Below are 22,113 nucleotides of genomic sequence, written 5' to 3'. Positions count from 1 at the left end.
ACCAAGTTGCAATACCTTTTACGAGGCTCTTTTGTCCTACTCCTGTTTCAGTTGACTATAAAAGAAAACTTCAGATATTCACCTTTTGTGATTGGTCTGAAGTTTTCTTTTTTACTGTCCATATTTTTGGTAAAAGTCAACTTTTACTTGGATGAAGGTTTTGGCTTCACGTAGGAGTTGGAGGAGTGTGGCGCGGGTTTCAAATTCTTCTCTTGTCTTGGGCAGACTGCGGTTGCGAAAGACTTCCAGATAACGTTCAATTTCATCTAGTAAATCAGAAGCAGGATTGGTCTGGCTCAGTTGCCCTGCAATTTTTGAAAAGAGTTGGGCTAAAATCAGGCTCTCACTGGCAGCTAGGTGACAGGTATTGATTTGCTGGGCCATATTTCGCAGGATACGACTTTGTCGTTGTCTCATCTCAAAGTAGTGGATATGGTAGTCGGTCTGGTGAAAGAGCTGGTCAGAGTGATCTAGATAGACCAGTCTGAGGGCTTCTTCCAAAAGGGTGTCTAATTCTTCTACTAGCTGTGCTCGGTTGCGTCCATCTCCTCTGGATAAATAATATTTGAAGCGATGGAGAATATCTTTTAACTTTTCTTCTACTAATATGTGGTAGTGATGGATTTCCTCTTCTCGTGAAGGCATATAGAGATTGACCAGTAAGGCAAATCCTGTACCGATAGCAAAGAGAAGAAATTCATTGACTAGAAGGTCTAGAGAGGTTGACTCTTGTACCAAGAGGTGGCTAACCAAAACAGTGCTTGGTGTGATGCCAATTTCCCAGCCCATCTTGTAGGCTAGAGGCACATAGAGAGCCAGATAGAGGCCAAGGCTCCAGATATGAAATCCGCTCAAGTGAAAAGCCAAAACACCGATAGCCAGAGCTAGAAGCATGGAAAAAAGACGATTGCGGGCCAGTTTTAAAGTACTTCTACGTGTATCAGAGAGGCTTAAAAGAGCAATAATTCCAGCCGAGACAGCTGAAGAAAGATTGAGAAAGTAAGCAAGAAGGCAGGCAAGACAGGTAGCTAAGATGAGCTTGGTCGTACGTTGGCTAATAGACATAAGAATTTCCTAGTAAGTTATACTCAATGAAAATCAAAAAGCAAACTAGGAAGCTAGCCGCAGGCTGCTCAAAACACCGTTTTGAGGTTGTGGATAGAACTGATGAAGTCAGCTCAAAACACTGTTTTGAGGTTGCAGATGGAAGCTGACGTGGTTTGAAGAGATTTTCATTGAGTATTAGAATAAAAGCGGAAAAGACAAGACCGAAGCAGGCTTGCCTTTATGAGTTATTTTTTACGGGCTGCTGCGTATTCGGCAACGGCGGTGAAGAGGACATCTGTAGAAGAGTTGAGGGCTGTTTCACATGAGTCTTGGATGACACCAATCACAAATCCAACACCGACAACTTGCATCGCAATATCGTTAGAAATACCAAAAAGGCTACAAGCAACTGGGATAAGAAGGAGGGAACCACCGGCAATACCAGAAGCACCACAGGCTGAGATAGCTGCTACTACACTAAGGACAAAGGCTGTCGCAAAGTCAACAGGGATGCCAAGAGTATTTACTGCAGCAAGGGTTAGAACATTAATGGTAATTGCTGCCCCGGCCATGTTGATAGTAGAACCAAGTGGGATAGAAACCGAATAGGTATCTGGATTCAGTCCAAGGTCATGACAGAGTTTCATATTGACAGGGATGTTAGCCGCAGAACTACGAGTGAAGAAGGCTGTTACACCGCTGACACGCAAACATTTCCAAACAAGGGGATAAGGATTTCTCTTCATAAAGAGGAAGGCAATTAGTGGATTGACTACCAGAGCCACAAAGAACATGGTTGTCACCAAGAGGGCAAGCAAGATTCCGTAGTTGGCTAGACTACCGATTCCCTTATCAGAGATGGTTTTAAAGACAAGGCCAAGGATTCCAAACGGAGCTAGGTTGATGATCCATTCGACAATCTTAGAAGTCACATCAGCCATGGTTTTCAGTAATTCTTTACTGTTTTTACTTGCCTCTCTCATAGCAATCCCGAAAACAACTGCCCAAGATAAGATACCGATGTAGTTGGCTGTAACGAGGGCATTGACTGGATTGTCAACCAGTTTGAGCAAAAGGTTGCTGAGGACCTGTCCAATTCCATCTGGTGGAGCAATATCGGTATTAGCACTATTTAGGGTAATTTCAACAGGTACGATGAAACTTGCTAGTACAGCGATAAGGGCAGCGGCAAAGGTTCCCATCAAGTAAAGGAAGATAACGGTTTTCATATTGCTATCTTGGCCCTTTTGATGTTGGGAAAGGGCATTGGCAACGAGGGCAAAGACCAGAATCGGTGCGATGGCTTTGAGGCCACCAACAAAGAGATCTCCGAGTAGACCAATTCCTGAAATGTTAGGAAGTGTCAGTCCTAGGGTTCCTCCAATAAGCATGCCAATCAAGATACGTTTGATTAGGCTTGCCTTATTCCAAGCATGAATGAATTTTTTCATAACAATCTCCTTTGTTGTGTAATGTTTATGATTATAGTATAAATATGAACTAAAATCAAGAATTTTCTGTCTATTTTTGAAATTATTTTTGAATATTTATGGAGAATGACACTTTATGAAAGTATGGTATAATAAATGAAAGGAGTTTTCTATGCAAGAATTTTTTCAAACCTACCTCAATAAGCTTGATGTTACAGCGATTATCGAGAATATTTTAACCAAGGTACTTTCTCTGTTATTCCTATTTTTACTCTTTTATATAGCTAAGAAATTACTTCATACGATGGTGCAGAGAATTGTTAAACCTTCTCTAAAAATGTCTCGTCATGATGTCGGGCGTCAGAAAACCATCTCACGTCTGTTAGAAAATGTGTTTAATTATACCCTTTATTTCTTTTTGCTCTACTGCATTTTGTCGATTTTAGGTTTGCCTGTTTCTAGTTTGCTGGCAGGGGCTGGGATTGCTGGGGTAGCCATTGGTATGGGAGCCCAAGGTTTTCTGTCTGATGTTATCAATGGCTTTTTCATCCTCTTTGAACGTCAACTGGATGTGGGAGATGAGGTTGTTTTGACAAATGGTCCTATTACTGTATCGGGCAAGGTCGTCAGCGTCGGCATTCGAACAACGCAACTCAGAGGAGAAGACCAGGTTCTACACTTCGTTCCAAATCGCAATATCACCGTCGTCAGCAATTTCTCTCGGACAGACCAGGCCTGAAATTTTAGCAGATTTATGGTACAATAGAAAGAGTTTAATAAAGGAGAAAAGATGGTTTTAGAAAAGCAGTTGGGCAATGGTTGTACCTGGATAGACCTTGATGTGGATAAGATTAAAAATATGGAAGATCTTTCTGACATCTATGGATTGGACAAGGAAACCATTGAGTATGCTCTGGATAGAAATGAACGAGCTCATATGGATTATAACCGTGAAACGGAGACGGTAACCTTTATTTATAATGTTCTTGATTTAGAAAAAGACAAAGAATATTATGAAGCGATTCCGATGACCTTTATCGTCGAAAGACAACGAATGATTACCATCAGCAACCATAAGAATGCTTATGTCATTGATCAGATGTCAGCTTATCTGGATAGCCATGAGTCGCTTTCTATTTACAAGTTTCTCTTTGCTGGTTTAGAGATTATCAGTAACGCTTATTATCCTGTCATTGAAGAGATGGATAAAAGTAAGGACGAAATTAGTGCCTTGCTACGTCAAACTACAACAAAGAAAAATCTCTTCGCCCTCTCTGACTTGGAGACTGGTATGGTTTACTTGACAGCAGCAGCAAAACAAAATCGACTCCTCTTGGAACATATCCAGGGCCATGCTCTTTATCGGAGATTTAATGATGTCGAACGAGAGCAGTTTGATGATGCCATGATTGAAGCCCATCAGTTGGTGTCTATGACAGACTTGATTTCTCAAGTCTTGCAACAACTCTCAGCTTCTTACAACAACATCCTAAACAATAACTTGAATGATAGTTTGTCAATTTTGACTATTATCTCCGTCTTACTAGCAGTACTTGCGGTTATTACAGGTTTCTTCGGAATGAATGTTCCTCTACCATTTACAGAAGAGCCAAATGCTTGGATTTATATCTTAATGACTAGCTTGATTTTATGGGTGGCCTTATCTCAATGGCTGAAGAAAATTACTAGAAAATAAAAGAAAAGGAGCCAAAATGGTGATTGAAAACTACATGCCAGACTTTGCTGTGGAAGCAGTCTATGATCTGACAGTCCCAAGCCTGCAGGCGCATGGAATCAAGGCTGTTTTGGTCGATTTGGACAATACCCTCATTGCTTGGAACAACCCTGACGGGACGCCAGAGATGAAGCAATGGCTACATGACCTTCGGGATGCAGGTATTCGCATCATCGTGGTCTCAAATAACACTAAAAAACGGGTCCAACGAGCAGTTGAAAAGTTTGGAATTGATTATATTTATTGGGCTCTGAAGCCCTTCACATTTGGGATTGACCGTGCCATGAAGGAATTTCACTATGAGAAAAGTGAAGTGGTCATGGTCGGCGACCAGCTTATGACCGATATTCGAGCAGCCCACCGTGCTGGCATTCGTTCGATCTTGGTCAAGCCCTTGGTCCAACACGACTCTATCAAAACGCAGATTAACCGAGCTCGTGAGCGTCGTGTTATGCGAAAAATCACCGAAAAGTACGGACCGATTATATATAAAAAAGGAATTTAACTATGGAAGAAATTCTCTGTATTGGTTGTGGAGCAACCATTCAGACGACAGACAAGGCTGGTCTTGGTTTTACGCCTCAGTCAGCACTTGAAAAAGGTTTGGAGACTGGCGAAGTCTATTGCCAACGTTGTTTCCGTCTGCGCCACTACAATGAAATCACAGATGTGCAGTTGACGGATGATGATTTCCTAAAACTCTTGCACGAGGTGGGAGACAGTGATGCCTTAGTGGTCAATGTCATTGATATCTTTGACTTTAATGGCTCGGTCATCCCAGGCTTGCCACGTTTTGTTTCGGGCAATGATGTCCTCTTGGTTGGTAATAAAAAAGATATTCTCCCTAAGTCAGTTAAACCAGGCAAGATTAGTCAGTGGCTCATGGAGCGTGCCCACGAGGAGGGTCTTCGTCCTGTCGATGTCGTCCTAACTTCAGCACAAAATAAGCATGCTATCAAGGAAGTCATTGATAAAATTGAGCACTACCGTAAGGGCCGCGATGTCTATGTGGTTGGTGTGACCAACGTTGGAAAATCAACTCTAATCAATGCTATTATCCAAGAAATTACGGGTGATCAGAACGTGATTACAACTTCACGTTTCCCAGGGACAACCTTGGACAAGATTGAGATTCCGCTTGACGACGGATCTTATATCTACGATACGCCGGGAATCATCCACCGTCACCAGATGACCCATTACTTGACGGCTAAAAACCTCAAGTATGTCAGCCCTAAAAAGGAAATCAAGCCTAAAACCTATCAGCTCAATCCTGAACAAACCCTATTTTTAGGAGGTCTAGGACGCTTTGACTTCATTGCAGGAGAAAAGCAAGGTTTCACTGCCTTCTTTGACAATGAACTCAAACTCCACCGTACCAAGCTAGAAGGTGCTAGTGCCTTTTACGACAAGCACCTGGGAACCCTGCTAACACCACCAAATAGTAAGGAAAAAGAAGATTTTCCAAAACTAATCCAACATGTATTTAACATTAAGGACAAGACAGACCTAGTCATCTCAGGACTCGGATGGATCCGTGTAACAGGCACAGCCAAAGTCGCCGTCTGGGCACCAGAAGGCGTCGCCGTCGTCGCACGAAAAGCAATTATTTAAACACAGAAAGGAAAGGGTTGTCTGAATTCGGGCGAGCAGGGCGAGCCCCGTAGAGAATACTTTTCGCCGTGGTGTTAGTTGGTACAAGGAATTGTACCAACTGCGGAAAATTTGAGACCTTAGGCTCAAATTTTAGTCATGAAAGTCCGAAGGACTTTGCTGACGTCCGTCACCACTTCAGAAAAGTATAAAAAGAAACTCTTTTAAAGAAATTATGTCATTAACATCAAAACAACGTGCCTTCCTCAATAGCCAGGCACATACCCTCAAACCCATCATCCAAATTGGAAAAAATGGTCTCAACGACCAAATCAAAACCAGCGTCCGTCAAGCTCTTGATGCGCGTGAATTGATCAAGGTTACTCTTTTACAAAACACAGATGAAAATATCCATGAAGTAGCTGAAATCTTGGAAGAAGAAATTGGTGTGGATACAGTCCAAAAAATCGGACGCATCTTGATTTTGTTTAAACAATCCAGCAAGAAAGAAAATCGTAAGATTTCTAAAAAGGTCAAAGAAATCTAAACCCCATACTCCAAACAACTGTTTTTACAGAGAAATAAAGGAGACTAGCCTATGGCAATCGAACTATTGACTCCCTTTACCAAGGTAGAGTTGGAGCCAGAAATCAAGGAGAAAAAACGCAAACAAGTCGGGATTTTAGGGGGGAATTTTAACCCTGTTCACCATGCCCACCTTATCGTAGCTGACCAAGTACGCCAGCAGTTGGGACTGGATCAAGTTCTGCTTATGCCTGAATACCAACCACCTCACGTAGATAAAAAGGAAACCATCCCTGAACACCATCGTCTCAAGATGCTTGAGTTGGCGATTGAGGGGATTGAGGGCCTAGCCATTGAAACCATTGAGTTGGAGCGCAAGGGCATTTCCTATACCTACGACACCATGAAGCTTCTAACTGAGAAGAATCCAGATACAGATTATTACTTTATCATCGGTGCCGACATGGTGGATTACCTGCCTAAGTGGTACCGAATTGATGAACTGGTTGACATGGTTCAGTTTGTAGGTGTTCAACGACCACGCTACAAGGCTGGAACTTCTTATCCAGTCATTTGGGTGGATGTGCCCCTTATGGACATTTCATCTAGTATGGTGCGTGATTTTATTGCCCAAGGACGGAAACCCAACTTTCTCCTACCTCAGCCAGTGCTAGACTACATCGAAAAGGAGGGGCTTTACTGATGGCCTATCAAGACTATATCAACTGCTCCCGTGAGGCTTTGTTGGAAAAAATGGCGGAGCTTCTACCTGAAAAACGCTTAACCCATTGCTTGGGTGTGGAGCGTGCAGCCATAGAACTAGCTCAGCGATTTGGAGTTGATACCGAGAAAGCAGGTCTTGCAGGTCTTCTCCATGATTATGCTAAGAAGCTGTCAGATCAGGAATTTCTTGAATTAATTGACCGTTATCAGCTAGACCCTGATCTCAAAAACTGGGGCAATAATGTCTGGCATGGAATGGTTGGCATTTACAAAATTCAGGAAGATTTGGAGCTGTATGATTCAGAAATCCTGCGAGCTATTGAAATCCATACAGTCGGTGCTGACCAGATGACAGACCTAGATAAAGTCATCTACGTCGCAGACTATATCGAGCATAATCGCGCCTTTCCAGGAGTAGATGTGGCGCGTGAGATTGCAAGTCTATCACTTAATAAGGCGGTGGCCTACGAAACAGCTCGTACCGTGGAGCATCTAGCTCATCAGGGATTTCCCATCTATCCCCAAACCCTTGAAACCTATAACGCCTTTGTGCACTATTTGAAAGAGGACTGAATGAAGACGGCTTTTATAATTATTGATGTACAAAATATTTTAGTGGAAACAGGTTTTCAGACAAATAGTCTATTGGAAAAAATTTCTTATTTACAAAACCAGGCTAGAAGTAAGAATATCGAAATTATTTATGTTCAACATATTGAGAACTCTGAAGCTCAAACATCAGAAGATTGGCAGTTATCTGAGCTTTTAAGTCGAAAACCTAATGAAAAGGTCTTTCAGAAGAAGTATAACAGTATTTTCAAAGAAACAGGTTTAAAAGAATACTTGGATAAACAGGGGATTGAAAAATTAGTTTTATGTGGTATGCAGACAGAATATTGTGTGGATACCTCTGTCAAGGTTGCTTTTGAATATGGCTATCAGCTTATGATTCCAGAAGGAACTTGCACAACGTTTGATGGGAAAGACATTCCAGCAGAAACGATAAATGAATTTTATGAGGGCATTTGGGAGGGGCGCTTTGCAGATGTCCTAGATTACAAACATATTTTCTAGAAAGAGGACTAAATGAACGAAAAAGAATTACTAGAACTAGTCGTGAAAGCGGCTGATGAGAAACGTGCGGAGGATATCCTCGCACTTGACGTACAAGAATTGACCAGCGTGACGGACTACTTTGTTATCACTAGCTCAATGAATAGCCGTCAGTTGGATGCTATCGCTGATAATATCCGTGAAAAAGTAGCCCAAGCAGGCTTTAAAGGTAGCCATATCGAAGGTGATGCAGCTGGAGGTTGGGTCTTGCTGGACCTAGGCGCTGTCGTTGTGCATATCTTCTCAGAAGAAATGCGTGCCCACTATAACCTAGAAAAACTATGGCATGAGGCGAATTCAGTAGATATTTCAGAAGCTCTTGCTTAGAAGATGAACTCAGTTGTAGTCAACTGGGTTTTATTTGCTTATTTTAGAAAAAATTGATAGAAAGGTAAAGAGCGAGTGGTGTTTGCCATGGAGGCTCTTGGTATCATGATTATGGCAACTTATGAAACCTTTGCGGCTGTTTACGATGCAGTGATGGATGATAGTTTATACGACAAATGGACTGATTTTTCTCTTCGTCATTTGCCAAAAACTAAGGAGAGAAAGAAACTATTGGAACTGGCTTGTGGGACAGGAATTCAATCTGTGCGCTTTTCTCAGGCTGGTTTTGATGTGACTGGACTTGACTTGAGTGCGGATATGTTGAAGATTGCTGAGAAGAGAGCTGCTTCAGCCAAGCAGAAGATTGCCTTTATAGAAGGCAATATGCTGGATTTGTCCAAGGCAGGAAAATATGACTTTGTTACTTGTTATTCGGACTCAATCTGCTATATGCAAGATGAGGTGGAAGTAGGGGACGTCTTTAAGGAAGTGTATAATGCCCTCAACGAAGACGGAGTTTTCATCTTTGATGTGCATTCGACTTACCAGACGGATGAGGTTTTTCCAGGCTATTCCTACCATGAAAATGCGGAAGATTTCGCCATGCTTTGGGATACCTATGAGGATGCGGCGCCTCACTCCATCGTGCATGAGTTGACTTTCTTTATCAAGGAAGCGGACGGTTCCTTTAGTCGCCACGATGAAGTGCATGAGGAGCGGACTTATGAGGTTCTGACTTATGATATTTTGCTGGAACAGGCTGGATTCAAGTCATTCAAACTTTATGCGGACTTTGAGGACAAGGAGCCAACAGAAACCAGCACCCGTTGGTTTTTTGTGGCGCAGAAGTAGGAGAAGTCTATGACCATCACAGGTATTATCGTGGAGTTTAATCCTTTTCATAATGGGCATAAATACCTGCTGGAACAGGTTGAGGGGCTGAAAATCGTGGCTATGTCTGGGAATTTCATGCAACGTGGAGAACCAGCCATTGTAGATAAGTGGACTCGGGCCCAGATGGCACTGGAAAATGGAGCAGATTTGGCAGTAGAATTGCCTTTTTTAGTTAGTGTTCAGGCAGCAGATTTCTTTGGCCAAGGAGCTGTGGATATCTTGGCGCGTTTGGGGATTGATACTCTAGCTTTTGGAACAGAGGAAGTTCTGGACTACCAGAAAATTGCTGACTTATACACAGAGAAAGGTGCTGAGATGGAGAAATTTGTGGAAAATCTGCCAGATTCTCTCTCTTATCCACAGAAAACCCAAGCCATGTGGAAGGAGTTTGCAGGTCTTGATTTTTCTGGCAATACGCCCAATCATGTTCTTGCTCTCGCCTATGCCAAGGCAGTTGCAGGACGAGACATCAAACTTGAGCCAATTCAGCGTCAGGGGGCAGGCTACCATTCTGTGGACAAGGATGTGGACTTTGCTTCGGCAACAGCCCTCCGTCAGCACCAGAGGGACCAAGATTTCTTAGAACGCTTTATGCCTTCTGTTGCCCTATTTGAGCAGGCAAGTAAGGTGACCTGGGAAGACTATTTTCTTTTGCTCCGCTATCAAATATTATCAAATCCAGACCTAACCACTATCTATCAAGTCAATCAAGAAATGGCAGTGCGCATTAATGAAGCTATTAAAACAGCACAGTCTGTAGAAGAAATGGTCGAGGCGGTTGCCACCAAACGCTACACCAAGGCGCGTGTTAGACGTCTCTTAACCTATATCTTGGTGCAGGCTAGAGAAAGTGATTTGCCAGAAGCCATTCATGTTCTTGGTTTTACCGAAAAAGGCAGACAACATCTCAAGTCTCTGAAAGGACAGGTCCATCTAGTCAGCCGAATTGGCAAAGAACCCTGGGATGTCATGACTCAAAAAGCAGACCAGATTTATCAACTAGGAAATCCAAGTATAGCAGAACAGAATTTTGGAAGAGTGCCGATAAGAATAAAAAGAAACTAAGTCTACTGCGAAGTAGGCTTTTTCTCAAGTCTCTACTAAACTACTATTTCTAAACAACAATTTTATTTTAGCAAATGTGTTCCAAATTCCTCAAAACATATTCTATTTTAGGTTTGTGAAAATCACTTTTTTATGGTAGAATATAAAAGAATGTATGTCATTCGGAATAATAATAAAATGAGGTAAAAACATGGAGATCATGTCGCTTGCGATTGCTGTTTTTGCCGTCATCATTGGTTTAGTCATTGGATATGTCAGCATCTCAGCTAAGATGAAATCATCTCAGGAAGCTGCAGAGTTGATGCTTTTAAATGCTGAACAAGAAGCAACTAATTTACGTGGACAAGCTGAACGCGAAGCAGATTTACTTGTTAATGAAGCCAAACGTGAAAGCAAGTCTCTTAAAAAAGAAGCACTATTGGAGGCCAAAGAAGAAGCCAGAAAATACCGTGAAGAAGTGGACGCTGAATTCAAATCAGAACGTCAAGAACTCAAACAAATCGAAAGTCGTTTGACAGAGAGAGCTACTAGCCTTGACCGTAAGGACGACAATTTGACGAGTAAAGAACAAACACTTGAACAAAAAGAACAAAGTATTTCTGATAGAGCGAAAAACCTTGATGCGCGTGAAGAGCAATTAGAGGAAGTCGAAAGACAAAAAGAAGCAGAACTAGAGCGTATTGGTGCCCTGTCTCAGGCAGAAGCACGAGATATTATCTTGGCACAGACAGAGGAAAACTTGACCAAGGAGATTGCTAGCCGTATTCGTGAAGCTGAGCAAGAGGTCAAGGAACGTTCTGACAAAATGGCCAAGGACATCTTAGTTCAAGCTATGCAACGTATCGCTGGTGAATATGTGGCAGAGTCGACAAACTCAACAGTCCATCTGCCAGACGATACTATGAAGGGACGCATTATTGGGCGTGAAGGTCGTAACATTCGTACCTTTGAAAGTTTGACAGGGGTCGATGTGATTATCGACGATACACCAGAAGTGGTGACCTTGTCAGGATTTGACCCAATTCGTCGTGAGATTGCCCGTATGACTATGGAAATGTTGCTCAAAGATGGTCGTATCCACCCAGCTCGTATCGAAGAGTTGGTTGAGAAAAACCGTCAAGAGATTGACAATAAGATCCGTGAATATGGTGAGGCTGCTGCCTATGAAATTGGTGCGCCAAACCTTCATCCGGACTTGATGAAGATTATGGGACGTTTGCAGTTCCGTACTTCATATGGACAAAATGTCTTGCGCCATTCGATTGAAGTTGCTAAGTTAGCTGGTATCATGGCGAGCGAACTTGGTGAAAATGCGGCTCTTGCCCGTCGTGCTGGATTCCTTCACGATATCGGAAAAGCCATTGACCGCGAGGTTGAGGGTAGCCACGTTGAAATCGGTATGGAATTGGCCCGTAAGTACAAGGAACACCCAGTTGTGGTCAATACGATTGCTAGTCACCACGGCGATGTTGAAGCAGAAAGCGTCATTGCAGTTATCGTTGCTGCAGCAGATGCCTTGAGCGCAGCCCGTCCAGGTGCTCGTAGTGAGTCTCTTGAAAGCTACATCAAGCGTCTCCATGATTTGGAAGAAATTGCGAACGGCTTTGAAGGAGTACAAACTAGCTTTGCCCTTCAAGCAGGACGTGAAATCCGTATCATGGTCAATCCAGGACAAATCAAGGACGACAAAGTCACAATCTTGGCTCACAAAGTTCGCGAGAAAATTGAAAACAATCTCGATTACCCAGGAAATATCAAGGTAACCGTGATTCGCGAGCTTCGTGCAGTAGATTATGCTAAATAAATAAGAAAGAGCAGTTGAAAAATTACTGCTTTTTTGTTACACTAGATAGAAAGACTGTAAAGGATAATCTGGCTTTTTGCCATTATTCTAGAGAAATGTTATTTCACAGACTGACTAAAAGGAGACACAATGGCAGACCGAGGCTTACTAATCGTTTTTTCTGGTCCTTCAGGAGTTGGAAAAGGAACGGTTAGAAGAGAGATTTTTGAGAGTTCTGAAAACCAATTTCAATACTCTGTATCGATGACGACACGCGCACAACGTCCTGGAGAAGTGGATGGTGTTGACTATTTCTTCCGTACTCGCGAAGAGTTTGAAGAGTTGATTCGTCAAGGACAGATGTTGGAATACGCAGAATATGTCGGCAACTACTATGGAACTCCTCTGACCTATGTCAATGAAACCTTGGACAAGGGAATCGATGTTTTCCTTGAAATTGAGGTTCAAGGTGCTCTTCAGGTCAAGAAAAAGGTTCCAGATGCTGTCTTTATCTTCCTGACACCACCAGATTTGGATGAATTGCAAGATCGTTTGGTAGGACGTGGAACAGACAGTGCAGAAGTGATTGCCCAACGAATCGAAAAAGCCAAGGAAGAAATTGCCCTCATGCGTGAGTATGATTATGCGATTGTCAACGATCAGGTGCCCCTAGCTGCTGAGCGTGTCAAACGTGTGATCGAAGCAGAACACTTCCGTGTGGATCGTGTCATTGGTCACTATCAGGAGATGTTACCAAAATCTCCAACTACTCGATAAAATTTAGAAAATAGGTACAAGCAAATGATGTTAAAACCCTCTATTGATACCTTGCTCGACAAGGTTCCATCAAAATATTCACTCGTAATCTTGGAAGCAAAACGTGCCCACGAATTGGAAGCAGGTGCGCCAGCAACTCAAGGTTTCAAGTCTGAAAAATCAACTCTTCGCGCTTTAGAAGAAATCGAATCAGGAAACGTTACGATTCACCCAGATCCAGAAGGTAAACGTGAAGCAGTGCGTCGCCGTATCGAAGAAGAGAAACGTCGCAAAGAAGAAGAAGAAAAGAAAATTAAAGAGCAAATCGCTAAAGAAAAAGAAGATGGTGAAAAAATTTAAGGTTGGGGGGACTCAATCTTATTTTTTCTATTGCAAGAATGTACTGACAAGGAGGAGGTGAGAAGATGGCCGTAGCTAAGATTATAGTAGATGTGCCCTTGATGCAGACGGACCAGCCCTATAGTTACAGAATTCCTGAGGAATTTGAGGGAATGCTGGAAGTTGGGATGCGGGTTCATGTGCCTTTTGGTAAGGGAAATCGCCTGATTCAAGGGATTGTTCTTGGTTTGGAGTCCCAACAAGATGAAGAAGTGGCAAGTCAAGATTTAAAAGATATTGCTGAGGTGTTGGATTTTTCGCCTGTTCTCACGCAAGAACAACTCTGGTTGGCTGAGGAGTTACGCAAGTCCGTCTTCTCCTACAAGATCTCCATCCTCAAGGCCATGCTTCCAGGATTTCTAAACTCTAGCTATGACAAGATTCTCTATCCTCTGGCAGGTCTGAGTCAGGAAGACCGAGAGCGCTTGTTTGGTTCAGAAGATTCGCTAGCCTTTTCTTCTCTGGATTTAGCTAAGCAAGCTGAAATGATGCGTTTGACTAGAAAAGGCCTGCTTGGTCTAGAATATCAGGCGATTGATCAAAAGAAGGTCAAGACCCAGTCTTGGTATGAGGTAGACCTTGTTCAGTTAGAAGGTGTAGAGATTTCCACACGCGCCAAGAAAAAGTTAGAACTGAGAGACTATTTGCTTTCTCATCCTGAGAGTGCTTCCTTGGCTAGTTTGCTAGAGTTCTATTCGCGGGAGCAAGTCAACTTCTTTGTGGAAGAGGGAGCCGTTATCATAGTTCAAAAGGAAGTCCAACGCTCGGCTGCTTATTTTGAAGGCATTGAATCAAGTCAGCCTTTGGAGTTGAATCCAGAACAAAGACAGGCGCGAGATGCGGTTGTCAGTGCGATTGGCAGCCATCAACCTCCCTTCCTCCTTCAAGGAATTACAGGAAGTGGGAAGACTGAGGTTTACTTGCAGATTATCCAAGGAGCCTTGGACAAGGGCAAGACAGCTATTTTGCTGGTGCCTGAGATTTCTTTGACTCCACAAATGACGGAGCGTTTTATTGCTCGATTTGGTGAGAAAGTGGCCATTCTTCATTCAGGTCTTTCCAATGGTGAAAAGTATGATGAATGGCGCAAAGTGGAACGTGGCGATGCTCAAGTTGTTGTGGGTGCCAGATCTGCCATCTTTGCTCCGCTGAAAAATCTAGGTGTCATGATTATCGATGAAGAGCATGAAGCGACTTATAAGCAGGACAGCAATCCCCGTTACCATGCTAGAGAGGTTGCTATTCTAAGGTCCCAGTATAATCAAGCGGCCCTGGTTCTTGGGTCTGCGACACCAAGTCTGGAAAGCCGAGCGCGGGCTGGAAAAGGCGTCTATCAACACTTACGTCTAACCCAGCGTGCCAATCCTTTAGCTAGGATTCCTGAGGTTCAAGTGATTGATTTTCGGGACTATATTGGACAAAACGAGACATCAAACTTTACGCCTCCTTTGCTAGAGGCTATCCAAGACCGTCTGATTAAAAAAGAGCAGGTGGTTCTCATGCTCAATCGCCGTGGTTATTCTAGCTTTGTCATGTGTCGGGAATGTGGGACGGTAGATACTTGTCCCAACTGTGACATTTCCCTGACCTTGCACATGGATACCAAGACCATGAATTGCCATTATTGTGGTTTTTCGAAGGATATTCCTCAGGCCTGTCCTAACTGTAAGAGTCGGAGCATTCGCTACTATGGGACGGGAACTCAGAAGGCTTATGACGAGCTGGCAGAGCTCTTTCCCCAGGCCCGCATTTTGCGGATGGATGTGGATACGACTCGAAAGAAAGGCAGTCACCAAGCTCTGCTTGACCAGTTTGGTCGAGGGGAAGCAGATATCTTGCTAGGTACTCAGATGATTGCAAAGGGCTTGGATTTTCCCAATGTAACTCTAGTCGGAGTTCTAAATGCGGATACGGCCTTGAATCTGCCTGATTTTCGTTCTTCTGAGAGAACCTTCCAGCTCTTGACTCAGGTGGCAGGTCGAGCAGGTCGGGCTGAAAAAGCAGGTCAGGTCTTGATCCAGTCCTATAATCCGCAGCACTATGCTATTCGATTTGCAAAAGACCAGGACTACGAAGGTTTTTATGCCTATGAAATGGGAATTAGACGACAACTCGGCTATCCACCTTACTATTTCACCATTGGCATTACCCTTTCTCACAAGAAAGAAGAAGAGGTGGTCAAACGTGCCTATGAAGTCATGAATATTTTGCGGTCAGGTTTGTCTGAAACCAGTAACATCCTCGGGCCAACGCCAAAACCCATTGCCCGTACCCACAACCTCTATCATTATCAGATTTTAATTAAATACCGTTTAGAAGATGAGCTGGGGCCGACCCTCAATCAGGTCTTGGCCTTGACTCAAGAACGGGAAAATAGTGAGCTCCGTCTCAGCATTGACCATGAGCCACAGCAATTTTTATAAGAAGGAGAAGATATGACAAAACTAATCTTTATGGGGACACCCGACTTTTCAGCAACAGTCTTAAAAGGACTTTTGACAGATGACCGTTACGAAATTCTAGCCGTTGTAACCCAGCCAGACCGTGCTGTCGGCCGTAAAAAAGTTATCCAAGAAACACCAGTCAAGCAGGCTGCCAAGGAAGCAGGTCTTCCTATCTACCAACCTGAAAAATTATCTGGAAGTCCAGAGATGGAAGCGATTATGAATTTGGGAGCGACTGGGATTATCACTGCTGCATTTGGGCAGTTTCTCCCAAGTAAACTCCTTGATAGCATGGACTTTGCGGTCAACGTTCATGCCTCTCTTCTTCCTAAACACCGTGGTGGTGCGCCTATCCATTATGCCTTGATTCAAGGGGATGAGGAAGCTGGTGTGACCATTATGGAGATGGTTAAGGAAATGGATGCAGGAGATATGATTTCTCGTCGTAGTATTCCGATCACGGATGAGGACAATGTTGGCACCCTGTTTGAAAAATTGGCGCTAGTTGGTCGTGATTTGCTTTTGGACACTCTGCCTGCCTATATTGCTGGTGATATCAAACCTGAACCGCAGGATCCGAGTCAGGTTACCTTCTCGCCAAATATCAAGCCAGAGGAAGAAAAATTGGACTGGACTAAAAGCAATCGCCAACTTTTCAACCAAATCCGTGGCATGAACCCCTGGCCTGTTGCCCATACTTTCCTTAAGGGCGACCGCTTTAAGATTTATGAAGCTCTAGCTGTAGAATGTCAGGGAAATCCAGGAGAAATCCTCTCTATCGGCAAGAAAGAATTGATTGTCGCAACGGCTGAAGGGGCTTTATCCCTCAAACAAGTGCAACCAGCTGGTAAGCCTAAGATGGACATTGCTTCCTTCCTCAACGGAGTTGGACGTACATTGACTGTAGGAGAACGATTTGGTGACTAAAGTAGAAACGGCTAGAAGTTTAGCCCTATCAGTGCTAGAGGATGTCTTTATCAATCAAGCATACTCGAATATCGCCTTAAATAAGCATCTAAAGGGAAGTCAACTTTCGGCAACAGACAAGGGTTTGGTGACCGAGCTGGTCTATGGAACGGTAGCCCGTAAACTGACTCTGGAATGGTACCTATCCCACTTTATCGAGGACAGAGACCAGTTAGACAGCTGGCTTTATGTCCTACTTCTCATGAGTGCCTACCAGCTCCGCTATTTGGACAAAATTCCAGACCATGCTGTGGTCAATGAAGCAGTAGAATTGGCCAAAGTCCGTAAAAAAGGCAGTGAAAAATTGGTCAACGCCGTCCTTCGCCGTATCTTGCGTGAAGGCTGGCCAGATATCACCAGCATCAAACGAAAAAATAAGCGTGACTCCATTGCATATTCCCTTCCGGTTTGGCTAGTTGCCAAGCTCAAGGAAGAATACGGAGAAGAGCGAACACAAGCTATTTTTGAAAGCCTTTTGGTGCGAAACAAGGCCAGTATTCGTGTAACAGACCTAAGTCGAAAAGAGGAAATCCAAGCCTTGTTGGAGGCGAATAATTCCCTTTTAGCAACCACTGGTCTTGTTAAGGAGCAGGGGCATTTTGCAGGCCATGATTTGTTTGCAGATGGAGCCATTACCATCCAAGACGAGTCCAGTCAGCTTGTTGCTCCGACGCTTGATTTACAAGGTGATGAGCAGGTTCTAGATGCCTGTGCGGCTCCGGGTGGGAAAACAGCCCATATAGCCTCTTATCTCACGACAGGTCAGGTTACGGCTTTGGACCTTTACGATCACAAGTTGGACTTAATCCAAGAAAATGCTCAACGTCTAGGGGTTGCAGATCGGATTCAAACGCAAAAATTAGATGCCAGAAAGGTGCATGAGTTTTTTGGTCAGGATTCATTTGATAAGATTTTGGTAGATGCTCCCTGTTCAGGAATCGGTCTTCTGCGCCGAAAACCAGACATCAAATACAATAAAGAAACGGCAGATTTCGCTTCCTTACAGGAAATTCAGCTAGAAATATTAGGTAGTGTTTGTCAAACACTAGGCAAAGGTGGTATAATAACTTATAGTACCTGTACTATTGTCTCAGAGGAGAATTTTCAAGTCGTTGAGGCGTTTTTAGAAAGTCATCCTGAGTTCGAGCAGGTAAAACTAGAACATGAATGTAAGGATATCATGAAAGACGGCTGTATCCTCATTACACCTGAATTGTATGGAAGTGATGGATTCTTCATCAGTCAATTTCGTAAGATATCGGATTAGGAAGGAACTGACACATGGAAATTTCATTATTAACAGATGTTGGTCAGAAACGAACAAATAACCAAGACTATGTCAACCACTATGTCAATAGAGCTGGACGTACTATGATTATTTTAGCTGATGGGATGGGAGGTCATCGCGCAGGGAATATCGCTAGTGAAATGGCGGTAACAGACCTAGGTATAGCTTGGGTTGACACCCAGATCGATACAGTCAATGAAGTGCGTGAATGGTTCGCCAATTACCTAGAAATTGAAAATCAAAAGATTCATCAACTTGGACAAGATGATGCCTATAAAGGAATGGGAACAACTCTTGAGGCTGTTGCTATTATTGGCAATCAGGCTATCTATGCTCATATTGGAGATTCTCGTATCGGTTTGATTCGTGGAGAAGAGTACCACCAGTTGACGAGCGACCATTCTTTGGTCAATGAATTGCTCAAGGCTGGTCAATTGACACCTGAAGAAGCTGCTAGCCATCCACAGAAAAATATTATTACCCAGTCAATCGGTCAAAAAGATGAAGTTCAACCTGATTTTGGAATGATTACCCTTGAGCCAGGAGACTATCTCTTGCTCAATAGTGATGGTTTGACTAACATGATTTCAGGTAGTGAGATTTGTGATATTGTAACCAGTGATATTCCTTTGGCAGATAAAACAGCGACGCTCGTGCGTTTTGCTAACAATGCAGGAGGTTTAGACAACATTACGGTTGCCCTTGTTTCTATGAACGAGGAGGATGCAGAATGATCCAAATCGGCAAGATTTTTGCCGGGCGGTATCGAATTATCAAACAGATTGGTCGAGGAGGCATGGCAGATGTTTACTTGGCCAAAGATTTGATTCTAGACGGGGAAGAAGTGGCAGTGAAGGTCCTGAGGACCAATTACCAGACAGATCCGATTGCTGTGGCGCGTTTCCAGCGGGAAGCGAGGGCCATGGCGGATTTGGACCATCCTCATATCGTTCGGATTACAGATATTGGTGAGGAAGATGGTCAACAGTACCTTGCAATGGAGTATGTTGCTGGACTAGACCTTAAACGTTATATCAAGGAACACTATCCTCTTTCTAATGAAGAAGCCGTCCGTATCATGGGACAAATCCTTCTAGCCATGCGTTTGGCCCATACCAGAGGAATTGTTCACCGGGACTTGAAACCTCAAAATATCCTTTTGACACCAGATGGGACTGCCAAGGTTACAGACTTTGGGATTGCGGTAGCCTTTGCTGAGACCAGTCTGACTCAGACCAACTCTATGTTAGGTTCGGTTCATTACTTGTCACCAGAGCAGGCGCGTGGTTCTAAGGCGACTGTACAGAGTGATATCTATGCCATGGGGATTATTTTCTATGAGATGCTGACAGGCCATATCCCTTATGACGGGGATAGTGCGGTGACCATCGCCCTTCAGCATTTCCAGAAACCACTGCCGTCAGTTATTGATGAGAATCCATCTGTACCTCAGGCTTTGGAGAATGTTGTTATTAAGGCAACTGCCAAGAAATTGACAGATCGTTATCAGTCAGTTGCAGAGATGTATGTGGACTTGTCTAGTAGCTTGTCTTACAATCGTCGCAATGAGCCTAAATTGGTATTTAATGATACTACTAAGGCGGATACCAAGACACTACCAAAGGTATCCCAGAGTACATTGACCTCGATTCCTAAGGTGCAAACACAAAGTCCGAAGCCACAGGCTGCGAAACCTAGTCAGCAGGCTTTGGAAGACAATTACGCAAGCAAGCCTGTTAAGAAACGGAAATTTAGAGTTCGCTATATGATTTTGTTGGCCAGCATTGTATTGGTGGCAGCTTCTCTTATTTGGATACTATCCAGAACTCCTGCAACCATTGCTATTCCAGATGTGGCAGGTCAGACAGTGGCGGAAGCCAAGGAAACCCTTAAGAAAGCCAATTTTGAGATTGGCGAGGAGAAATCAGAGGCTAGTGAAAAGGTGGAAGAAGGGCGGATTATCCGTACAGATCCTGACGCTGGAACTGGTCGAAAAGAAGGTTCGAAAATCAATTTGGTTGTCTCCTCAGGCAAGCAATCTTTCCAAATTAGCAATTATATAGGCCGTAAATCTACAGATGTTATCACAGAACTCAAGCAGAAGAAGGTTCCTGAAAATCTTATCAAAATTGAGGAAGAAGAATCAAGTGAGAGCGAAGCAGGAACTGTTCTCAGACAGAGCCCAGCTGTCGGAACGACCTATGATTTGAGCAAGGCCTCAACGATTACCTTAACCGTTGCTAAGAAAGTAACCAGCGTTGCCATGCCAAGTTATACAGGATCTAGTCTTGAATTTACTAAAAACAATCTTGTTCAAATTGTTGGGATTAAGGAAGCCAATATTGAAGTTGTAGAAGTGTCGACAGCTCCCGCTGGAACTGCTGAAGGTACAGTCGTTGAACAGAGTCCAAAAGCAGGTGAAAAGGTTGATTTGACTAAGACGCGTGTCAAGATTTCAATCTACAAACCAAAAACACCGCCGTCAACATCATCATCAGCACCAGCCCAACGTGGAAACCAAGGTTCTACTACAACACCAAGTCAGGGGAACCAACAAGGAAATCAACGAGAGAATGCACCTGCTACTACTCAATCAAGTAGTGAAGGCAACCACGAAAATTCTCGTGATTAAACGAATCTTTGTCATGATTTCATGGCAAAGATTTTTTTTGAATCCGGATTTGTGATAGAATAGAAGGAGTTGATAAAAGGAGGAACGCATGGAAGAATCAAGAGAATTAAATGCTGTCATCGATGTGATTATGCTAGCGGGGACTATTCTCCTCAAAAGTGGTTCAGAGATTCATCGTGTAGAAGATACCATGATCCGGATTGCGCATTCGCAGGGGATTGTGGATTGCAATGTTCTTGCCATGCCTGCCGCTATCTTTTTCTCCATTGAAAATACCAATATTTCTCGCATGAAGCGCGTGACCTCCTCTTCTTATAACATCGAAAAAGTCTGCGATGTGAATCAGATTTCTCGTCAGTTAGTAGGTGGAAAGCTTGATTTAGAGACAGCCTTCAAGCAACTGATAGCTTTGCAAGCTCAACCTCTTCCCTATACTAAGTTACAGGTAACTTTGGCTGCGACCTTTAGTGCACCTTTCTTTTCTATTATGTTTAGTGGAAACATCTACGACGCACTTGGGGCAGGAGTGGCTACCTTATTTGGGTTTGCCTTTTCCCTCTATGTGGAGAAGTTTATCCGAATTCCCTTTGTAACAGCCTTTGCTGGAGCCTTTGTCTTTGGGATGATAGCTCAGTTTTGGGCTCGCTACACAGGCTTTCCCTCAACAGCAGATTTGATTATAGCTGGTGCGGTCATGCCTTTTGTACCAGGTATTGCCTTGACCAATGCGGTTCGTGATATTATGACTAATCACATAAACTCTGGTATGAGTAAGATGTTTGAATCTCTACTCATTACCCTTGCTTTAGGGGCGGGAACTTCTGTCGCCTTGGTATTGATGAACTAATATGACACTAACAACCTTTTTATTACAAGCAGTAGCAAGTCTTCTTGCCATTATTACCTTTTTAATCGTACTCAATGTTCAGCGGTCCATGCTCTTACCAGGAGGAATTTTGGGCATGGCTGTCTGGCTAATTTATCTCTTGCTTAAAGAACCGACCAATGTCATCGTAGCCACATTCATTGCGGCCATTATCGGTTCTTGTGTCAGCCAGATTTTGAGTATCCTTTATAAGACTCCTGCTGTAGTCTTTATCTTAGCAATCTTGGCACCTCTGGTTCCGGGTTATCTTTCTTATCGGACAACTGCCTTTTTTGTGACGGGGGATTACAGTCACGCCATTGCTAGTGCAACTTTAGTTGTTATGTTGGCTTTGGTGATTTCCATTGGAATGGCTAGTGGAACAGTGATTCTTAGACTTTATCATTATATAAAAACACATCGAGTATCGTAGATTTTACAGAAATAAAAGAATTTTCTGAAAAATGGTAACTTCTAAAACTAACTTCCAGTTTCTCACCACCTAGCATTTAGTATGAGAAAAACGCG

Annotated in this window: 24 protein-coding genes; 22 read left to right on the top strand and 2 right to left on the bottom strand. The window is 43.3% G+C overall.

The genetic code is table 11. The features are described from left to right. Positions 1–111: 111 nt before the first annotated feature. A complete protein-coding gene (locus tag ADI86_RS07190; RefSeq protein WP_049532370.1) occupies positions 112–1,065 on the bottom strand; it encodes an aromatic acid exporter family protein in 954 nt (317 codons plus the stop codon). 26 nt (positions 1,066–1,091) lie between these two features. Between ADI86_RS07190 and ADI86_RS12460 the strand changes: the two genes are divergently transcribed. Continuing rightward, positions 1,092–1,214 (top strand): hypothetical protein, encoded by a 123-nt coding sequence (locus ADI86_RS12460; protein ID WP_275043692.1) that lies wholly within the window; start codon positions 1,092–1,094, stop codon positions 1,212–1,214. Between the two features lie 78 nt (positions 1,215–1,292). Here the strand turns inward: ADI86_RS12460 and sstT are convergent, their stop codons facing one another. Continuing rightward, positions 1,293–2,498, bottom strand: a complete 1,206-nt coding sequence (gene sstT, locus ADI86_RS07185; protein WP_049532369.1) for a serine/threonine transporter SstT — start codon at positions 2,496–2,498, stop codon at positions 1,293–1,295. Positions 2,499–2,649: 151 nt separating this feature from the next. On the opposite strand from sstT, the gene ADI86_RS07180 reads away from it, so the two are divergent. From ADI86_RS07180 to ADI86_RS07080, 21 genes are all read left to right on the top strand, one after another. Further along, positions 2,650–3,216, top strand: coding sequence for a mechanosensitive ion channel family protein (locus tag ADI86_RS07180; protein WP_049532368.1), 567 nt, complete (start codon positions 2,650–2,652; stop codon positions 3,214–3,216). Positions 3,217–3,267: 51 nt separating this feature from the next. Then, positions 3,268–4,173, top strand: coding sequence for a magnesium transporter CorA family protein (locus ADI86_RS07175; protein WP_000242267.1), 906 nt, complete (start codon positions 3,268–3,270; stop codon positions 4,171–4,173). Between the two features lie 16 nt (positions 4,174–4,189). After that, positions 4,190–4,717, top strand: coding sequence for a YqeG family HAD IIIA-type phosphatase (locus tag ADI86_RS07170; protein ID WP_049532367.1), 528 nt, complete (start codon positions 4,190–4,192; stop codon positions 4,715–4,717). Positions 4,718–4,719: 2 nt separating this feature from the next. After that, the gene (yqeH, locus tag ADI86_RS07165) at positions 4,720–5,826 is read left to right on the top strand and encodes a ribosome biogenesis GTPase YqeH (protein WP_049532366.1); all 1,107 of its coding nucleotides are present in this window, start codon (positions 4,720–4,722) and stop codon (positions 5,824–5,826) included. A 214-nt stretch (positions 5,827–6,040) separates the two neighbouring features. Next, positions 6,041–6,352: a ribosome assembly RNA-binding protein YhbY gene (yhbY, locus tag ADI86_RS07160; RefSeq protein WP_000060169.1), complete on the top strand. Its 312-nt coding sequence runs from the start codon at positions 6,041–6,043 to the stop codon at positions 6,350–6,352. Between the two features lie 51 nt (positions 6,353–6,403). After that, complete coding sequence (locus ADI86_RS07155) at positions 6,404–7,033, top strand: nicotinate-nucleotide adenylyltransferase (protein ID WP_049532365.1); 630 nt, start codon at positions 6,404–6,406, stop codon at positions 7,031–7,033. Continuing rightward, positions 7,033–7,626: a bis(5'-nucleosyl)-tetraphosphatase (symmetrical) YqeK gene (gene yqeK / locus ADI86_RS07150; protein WP_049532364.1), complete on the top strand. Its 594-nt coding sequence runs from the start codon at positions 7,033–7,035 to the stop codon at positions 7,624–7,626. The genes ADI86_RS07155 and yqeK overlap by 1 nt, the downstream gene beginning before the upstream one ends. Continuing rightward, on the top strand, positions 7,627–8,127 hold the full coding sequence (locus ADI86_RS07145) for a cysteine hydrolase family protein (RefSeq protein ID WP_049532363.1): 501 nt from the start codon (positions 7,627–7,629) through the stop codon (positions 8,125–8,127). It abuts the gene before it with no gap. Between the two features lie 12 nt (positions 8,128–8,139). Beyond that, the gene (gene rsfS / locus ADI86_RS07140) at positions 8,140–8,493 is read left to right on the top strand and encodes a ribosome silencing factor (RefSeq protein WP_049532362.1); all 354 of its coding nucleotides are present in this window, start codon (positions 8,140–8,142) and stop codon (positions 8,491–8,493) included. Positions 8,494–8,604: 111 nt separating this feature from the next. Next, positions 8,605–9,345, top strand: coding sequence for a methyltransferase domain-containing protein (locus ADI86_RS07135; protein WP_049532372.1), 741 nt, complete (start codon positions 8,605–8,607; stop codon positions 9,343–9,345). A gap of 9 nt (positions 9,346–9,354) precedes the next feature. Beyond that, complete coding sequence (locus tag ADI86_RS07130; protein WP_049532361.1) at positions 9,355–10,452, top strand: nucleotidyltransferase; 1,098 nt, start codon at positions 9,355–9,357, stop codon at positions 10,450–10,452. Between the two features lie 190 nt (positions 10,453–10,642). Beyond that, complete coding sequence (locus tag ADI86_RS07125) at positions 10,643–12,256, top strand: ribonuclease Y (RefSeq protein ID WP_000404936.1); 1,614 nt, start codon at positions 10,643–10,645, stop codon at positions 12,254–12,256. Between the two features lie 129 nt (positions 12,257–12,385). Then, entirely contained in the window at positions 12,386–13,012 is a 627-nt protein-coding gene (gmk, locus tag ADI86_RS07120; RefSeq protein ID WP_000775041.1) for a guanylate kinase, read from the top strand. A gap of 24 nt (positions 13,013–13,036) precedes the next feature. Further along, positions 13,037–13,351 (top strand): DNA-directed RNA polymerase subunit omega, encoded by a 315-nt coding sequence (gene rpoZ, locus ADI86_RS07115; RefSeq protein ID WP_000979235.1) that lies wholly within the window; start codon positions 13,037–13,039, stop codon positions 13,349–13,351. 65 nt (positions 13,352–13,416) lie between these two features. Beyond that, positions 13,417–15,813 carry a primosomal protein N' gene (locus ADI86_RS07110; RefSeq protein ID WP_049532360.1) on the top strand — a complete coding sequence of 799 codons (2,397 nt, stop codon included), beginning with the start codon at positions 13,417–13,419 and terminating at the stop codon, positions 15,811–15,813. A gap of 12 nt (positions 15,814–15,825) precedes the next feature. Further along, complete coding sequence (gene fmt, locus ADI86_RS07105) at positions 15,826–16,761, top strand: methionyl-tRNA formyltransferase (protein ID WP_049532359.1); 936 nt, start codon at positions 15,826–15,828, stop codon at positions 16,759–16,761. Continuing rightward, entirely contained in the window at positions 16,754–18,067 is a 1,314-nt protein-coding gene (gene rsmB / locus ADI86_RS07100; RefSeq protein ID WP_049532371.1) for a 16S rRNA (cytosine(967)-C(5))-methyltransferase RsmB, read from the top strand. The genes fmt and rsmB overlap by 8 nt, the downstream gene beginning before the upstream one ends. A gap of 14 nt (positions 18,068–18,081) precedes the next feature. Next, positions 18,082–18,822 carry a Stp1/IreP family PP2C-type Ser/Thr phosphatase gene (locus ADI86_RS07095; protein ID WP_000406242.1) on the top strand — a complete coding sequence of 247 codons (741 nt, stop codon included), beginning with the start codon at positions 18,082–18,084 and terminating at the stop codon, positions 18,820–18,822. After that, complete coding sequence (gene pknB, locus ADI86_RS07090) at positions 18,819–20,720, top strand: Stk1 family PASTA domain-containing Ser/Thr kinase (RefSeq protein WP_049532358.1); 1,902 nt, start codon at positions 18,819–18,821, stop codon at positions 20,718–20,720. Before ADI86_RS07095 ends, pknB begins: the two co-directional genes overlap by 4 nt. A gap of 88 nt (positions 20,721–20,808) precedes the next feature. Next, the gene (locus tag ADI86_RS07085; RefSeq protein ID WP_049532357.1) at positions 20,809–21,567 is read left to right on the top strand and encodes a threonine/serine exporter family protein; all 759 of its coding nucleotides are present in this window, start codon (positions 20,809–20,811) and stop codon (positions 21,565–21,567) included. Position 21,568: 1 nt separating this feature from the next. Then, positions 21,569–22,018 carry a threonine/serine exporter family protein gene (locus ADI86_RS07080; RefSeq protein ID WP_049532356.1) on the top strand — a complete coding sequence of 150 codons (450 nt, stop codon included), beginning with the start codon at positions 21,569–21,571 and terminating at the stop codon, positions 22,016–22,018. Positions 22,019–22,113 lie beyond the last annotated feature (95 nt).

The organism is Streptococcus pseudopneumoniae (assembly GCF_001074975.1).
GTDB lineage: Bacteria > Bacillota > Bacilli > Lactobacillales > Streptococcaceae > Streptococcus > Streptococcus pseudopneumoniae_D.
Note: the sequence above shows the minus strand (reverse complement) of the source record. Positions and strands in the feature narration are given on the sequence as shown.

Bases quoted from the DNA above. Each gene is read 5' to 3' on its own strand.
- ADI86_RS07190 (WP_049532370.1), bottom strand. From the start codon at position 1,065: ATGTCTATTAGCCAACGTACGACCAAGCTCATCTTAGCTACCTGTCTT.
- ADI86_RS12460 (WP_275043692.1), top strand. From the start codon at position 1,092: ATGAAAATCAAAAAGCAAACTAGGAAGCTAGCCGCAGGCTGCTCAAAA.
- sstT (WP_049532369.1), bottom strand. From the start codon at position 2,498: ATGAAAAAATTCATTCATGCTTGGAATAAGGCAAGCCTAATCAAACGT.
- ADI86_RS07180 (WP_049532368.1), top strand. From the start codon at position 2,650: ATGCAAGAATTTTTTCAAACCTACCTCAATAAGCTTGATGTTACAGCG.
- ADI86_RS07175 (WP_000242267.1), top strand. From the start codon at position 3,268: ATGGTTTTAGAAAAGCAGTTGGGCAATGGTTGTACCTGGATAGACCTT.
- ADI86_RS07170 (WP_049532367.1), top strand. From the start codon at position 4,190: ATGGTGATTGAAAACTACATGCCAGACTTTGCTGTGGAAGCAGTCTAT.
- yqeH (WP_049532366.1), top strand. From the start codon at position 4,720: ATGGAAGAAATTCTCTGTATTGGTTGTGGAGCAACCATTCAGACGACA.
- yhbY (WP_000060169.1), top strand. From the start codon at position 6,041: ATGTCATTAACATCAAAACAACGTGCCTTCCTCAATAGCCAGGCACAT.
- ADI86_RS07155 (WP_049532365.1), top strand. From the start codon at position 6,404: ATGGCAATCGAACTATTGACTCCCTTTACCAAGGTAGAGTTGGAGCCA.
- yqeK (WP_049532364.1), top strand. From the start codon at position 7,033: ATGGCCTATCAAGACTATATCAACTGCTCCCGTGAGGCTTTGTTGGAA.
- ADI86_RS07145 (WP_049532363.1), top strand. From the start codon at position 7,627: ATGAAGACGGCTTTTATAATTATTGATGTACAAAATATTTTAGTGGAA.
- rsfS (WP_049532362.1), top strand. From the start codon at position 8,140: ATGAACGAAAAAGAATTACTAGAACTAGTCGTGAAAGCGGCTGATGAG.
- ADI86_RS07135 (WP_049532372.1), top strand. From the start codon at position 8,605: ATGGCAACTTATGAAACCTTTGCGGCTGTTTACGATGCAGTGATGGAT.
- ADI86_RS07130 (WP_049532361.1), top strand. From the start codon at position 9,355: ATGACCATCACAGGTATTATCGTGGAGTTTAATCCTTTTCATAATGGG.
- ADI86_RS07125 (WP_000404936.1), top strand. From the start codon at position 10,643: ATGGAGATCATGTCGCTTGCGATTGCTGTTTTTGCCGTCATCATTGGT.
- gmk (WP_000775041.1), top strand. From the start codon at position 12,386: ATGGCAGACCGAGGCTTACTAATCGTTTTTTCTGGTCCTTCAGGAGTT.
- rpoZ (WP_000979235.1), top strand. From the start codon at position 13,037: ATGATGTTAAAACCCTCTATTGATACCTTGCTCGACAAGGTTCCATCA.
- ADI86_RS07110 (WP_049532360.1), top strand. From the start codon at position 13,417: ATGGCCGTAGCTAAGATTATAGTAGATGTGCCCTTGATGCAGACGGAC.
- fmt (WP_049532359.1), top strand. From the start codon at position 15,826: ATGACAAAACTAATCTTTATGGGGACACCCGACTTTTCAGCAACAGTC.
- ADI86_RS07095 (WP_000406242.1), top strand. From the start codon at position 18,082: ATGGAAATTTCATTATTAACAGATGTTGGTCAGAAACGAACAAATAAC.
- pknB (WP_049532358.1), top strand. From the start codon at position 18,819: ATGATCCAAATCGGCAAGATTTTTGCCGGGCGGTATCGAATTATCAAA.
- ADI86_RS07085 (WP_049532357.1), top strand. From the start codon at position 20,809: ATGGAAGAATCAAGAGAATTAAATGCTGTCATCGATGTGATTATGCTA.
- ADI86_RS07080 (WP_049532356.1), top strand. From the start codon at position 21,569: ATGACACTAACAACCTTTTTATTACAAGCAGTAGCAAGTCTTCTTGCC.